This window comes from Aeromonas sp. ZOR0002 (genome assembly GCF_963866995.1).
Classification (GTDB): domain Bacteria; phylum Pseudomonadota; class Gammaproteobacteria; order Enterobacterales; family Aeromonadaceae; genus Aeromonas; species Aeromonas caviae.
The window spans coordinates 618-3,913 of record NZ_CAWMFQ010000300.1 but is presented as its reverse complement, the minus strand read 5'-3'; the positions used below and the strand labels follow the sequence as shown (position 1 = coordinate 3,913).

The following is a 3,296-nucleotide window of genomic DNA, read 5'->3' as shown; positions in this document are numbered from 1 at the left end:
TGCATGTCCTGGGTGATGGCGCCGGTGCCGCTGTCGGTCAGCAGGTCGATGAAGACGTCTTCGCTGTCCAGCAGGAAAGGGTTCATGCCCGCCCGGACAATGGCCTCTTCCCGATAGGCACGGGTGGTGCGCTTGACCGGCTCGATGACACGAATACGGAAGGGTTCGGGCAGATGCTTGAAGTTTTCCATAATATAAACACCCCAGATTTAAATATTCAGAATGAGTCTCTTCCCCCGCCGGAAATAGAATGTCCGGCAGGTGGGAAATATTGGTAAATAGGTGCACGACATCGCCTCGCCAGAATAAACAGGCGAAGACGGGTGCAGCTATTTCAGTTCAGGAATGGAGGCGGGCTCGTGGCATGGCAGGCATGCCGCGCCGCCGCGGGGAATTACAGCGGGAAGAAGAACGCGATCTTATGGTCCAGGGTAAACCACTTGGGATAGCTGACCTTGATATTCATGTTGTTGCTCATCCAATTGATATTAACAACGCCAAATAACAGCACCCATTATGGTGGGGAGCGCTATATGATCAATTGCAATATGAGCAAAGTGGGATGGCGCTAACAATTTGGCGGGGGATTTTTATACAGCTTATTATCGCCAATCCGAAAGATTCCCCCATCATCCACCTTTTGCCCTTTCCCCACTCAGTGGCTCAGCCAGGGTAGCCGCTGCAACAGCTCGTAACGGTCAGGGATCGGTGTCTGGCTGACCCAGAGATCCAGCAAGCCGTAAGCGAGCAGCGGCAACACCAGCAGCAACAGACAGAGCAGCCCCAGCAGTTGGCGGGGGGCGAGTCGCTGCCCTTGTGTGCCAAGATGCAGGGCATCGGCCCGCTTGGGGCAGGCGGCCACGCAGCTCTGGCAGCTGGTGCACTCGAGACTGCGCACCGCGATAAGCTGGTGTACCTGGATGCGCGAGGGGCAGGCCCGGCTGCACTTGTCGCAGTCGTGGCCCAGGCTTCGCAAGCAACGGGCCGGGTCACGGCGAATGCGCAGCGGGGTCAGCAGGCCGAGCAGGGCCATCCAGGCGCCATAGGGACAGAGGTAGCGACAGAACCCTTGCCGGAAGGTGGCGGTGAGCAGCAGCACCCAGCCAAGGCACAGGCCCGAGATCAGGGTCAGGTTGAAGAAGAAGGCCCCCATCTTCATGTCCGCCGCCTGATGGTAGGGGCTGGCGAGGTAGCCGGGCAGGGCGGCGGCGGGTACCGCCAGCAATATGATGAAGAGCAGAAAGGCGAGCACCAGAAACTTCTGGCCGCGCAACACGGCATCGAGCCAGCGCGGCGGGGTCCACTCCCCCGGCAACAGGTGCGAGCGCAGGCCGTGCAGCCACTCCCCCACCAGCCCGAGCGGGCAGAACCAGGCACAAAACGCCCGACCCAGCAGCAGGGCCGACAGGGAGAGCACCAGCACGGTGACGGTGGCCGCCGGGTGGTGGGGGTCCGTCAGCCCCTGCCCGAGCCAGGCCCGCAGCCCGAGACCACCGGCGATGGGCAGGAAACCGTCCACCACGTCAGGGCGTACCAGCCAGGGGGTCATCCCCAGCCCCAACTGTCCGATATGAACAACATATTGAACCGCCACCAACACCCAACACAGCAGCAATAGCTGCCTGGTGGCCGTTCTGAGACGTTGACTGTCTATGTGGGCCAGCATGAGTAGGGGGCGATAGCGCAGCCAGAGCGCCAGGGTCGTGGCCACCAGCCCCAGTGCGAGCCAGAGTACCGAATCCGCCACCAGCAGCCAGAGCGCGGTGGCCAACAGCAGAGAGAGCGTCCAGCCCCAACCGCTGCGGCCCTGCCACAACAACAGGACCAGATAGACCAGACCCGAGGTCATGGTCAGGGCTTCCAACAGGCTCATGTTTCCCTCACTGTGCTCATCCGAATCGAGGGGGCAGGATAACCAACATCTGAGTTGATGATTTTGATCTGCATGGGCAGAGGGGGCATTCGCCCCCTCAGCCTTAAACCCCGTTATTTGCGACTGTGGAACAGCGGCAGGTCGGATTCTGCCTGCTCGGCCCAGAAGTGGATGTTGAAGCGGGCATCCTCCGACAGCTCGACCCTGTGCCAGTACTGGGGCGGGCTGGTGGCAAACTCCCCGGCCCGGATCACCAGGCTCACCTCGGGCTCTTCGGCCTGCTCATCGGCAAAGCCGTGATAGGTGACGGTGCCCTCCATCACGCAGAGCTGGCCGAACACCCCGGCCGCGGTGTTGTGGTGGGTGAGCAGGGCCTGGGGCACATTCTCGCGGGTAAAGAAGGGAGTGGAGCGGCGCACCACCCAGTGAGACGGGATCAGTTGCATGGCCATATCGGTTCTCCTCGTGTGACCGGGTCGACCCGGCCGGTGCAATGAAAGGGGTTAACGGGGCAGCTGACGCAGCAGCGGGAAGGCGGCGCTCATCTGGTCGCCCCCCACCACGAAGCCGCACAGCTTGCCATCTTCGTCGTGCGCCTCGGCCACCATGCCGTGGCTGTTCCAGCGGCACTGCCAGGCGAGATCCTCGCCCCGGGTGCGGCCGGCCAGTTGCAGCGGGTAGCGCGGCGTCTTCACCTTCACCAGCATGGGCGGCAGGGCCAGCAGGGTCGGCGTGCCGAGCAGGGTGCGCGCCAGCGCATTGGCCCCCAGCACGATGGGTTGCAGAAAGGGGAGCAACTGACCCTGCCACTGCATGCAATCCCCCAGGGCGAAGATATGGGGATCGCTGGTCTGCAGCCGATCGTCGACCAGGATGCCGCGCTCCACTGCCAGCCCGGCCCCACGGGCCAGGGCCTGATTCGGCCGCAGGCCGATCGCGGCGATCACCAGATCCTGCTCGCTGATGCGCCCGTCGGTCAGGGTGACGCGCCAGCCATCCCCCGGCTGGGCATCTATCCTGGCGAGACCCGTCCCGCACTGCAGGCTGACCCCCTGGCTGCGCAGCGCCTGTTGCAGCGGCTCGGTCAGGGCGGCGGGCAGCAGGGCGCTTAAGGGGCTGTCGGCCAGATCCACCAGCGTCACCTCTTTTCCTGCGCTCGCCATGTCCATCGCCAGCTCGCAGCCGATGAGCCCCGCCCCCAGCACCAGGATGCGGCGGGCCTGGCGCAGTTGCGCCTCGATGGCGGCGTACTCCTGCTGGCTGTTGAGGGTGACCAGGTGTTCGCTGCCCGGCAGATCGGGGCGCACCGCGCTCGCCCCGGTGGCCAGCACCAGCTTGCCGTAGGGGAATTCCCCCTGCTCGGTCAGCACCAACCGCCGGGCTGGATCGATGCCGAGCACCGGGCTGTGGGGCAGCAGCGCGA

At 64.0% G+C, this 3,296-nt stretch carries 4 protein-coding genes and 1 pseudogene; all 5 read right to left on the bottom strand.

Features of this window, described 5'->3' with window-relative positions; genetic code table 11:
* Positions 1–191 (bottom strand): annotated as a pseudogene (gene tnaA, locus AACR77_RS16010) (tryptophanase); the annotation flags it as partial.
* Between the two features lie 203 nt (positions 192–394).
* The gene (gene tnaC, locus AACR77_RS23175; RefSeq protein WP_223302601.1) at positions 395–466 is read right to left on the bottom strand and encodes a tryptophanase leader peptide; all 72 of its coding nucleotides are present in this window, start codon (positions 464–466) and stop codon (positions 395–397) included.
* 189 nt (positions 467–655) lie between these two features.
* Positions 656–1,873 (bottom strand): 4Fe-4S binding protein, encoded by a 1,218-nt coding sequence (locus AACR77_RS16005; RefSeq protein ID WP_042882730.1) that lies wholly within the window; start codon positions 1,871–1,873, stop codon positions 656–658.
* A gap of 113 nt (positions 1,874–1,986) precedes the next feature.
* Positions 1,987–2,325: a DUF1971 domain-containing protein gene (locus AACR77_RS16000; protein ID WP_042882727.1), complete on the bottom strand. Its 339-nt coding sequence runs from the start codon at positions 2,323–2,325 to the stop codon at positions 1,987–1,989.
* A gap of 51 nt (positions 2,326–2,376) precedes the next feature.
* A partial coding sequence (gene norW, locus AACR77_RS15995) for an NADH:flavorubredoxin reductase NorW (protein WP_042882725.1) occupies positions 2,377–3,296 on the bottom strand: 920 nt, incomplete at its 5' end.

Excerpts from the sequence above, each read along its gene's own strand:
- AACR77_RS16005 (WP_042882730.1), bottom strand. The coding sequence starts at position 1,873 with ATGAGCCTGTTGGAAGCCCTGACCATGACCTCGGGTCTGGTCTATCTG.
- AACR77_RS16000 (WP_042882727.1), bottom strand. The coding sequence starts at position 2,325 with ATGGCCATGCAACTGATCCCGTCTCACTGGGTGGTGCGCCGCTCCACT.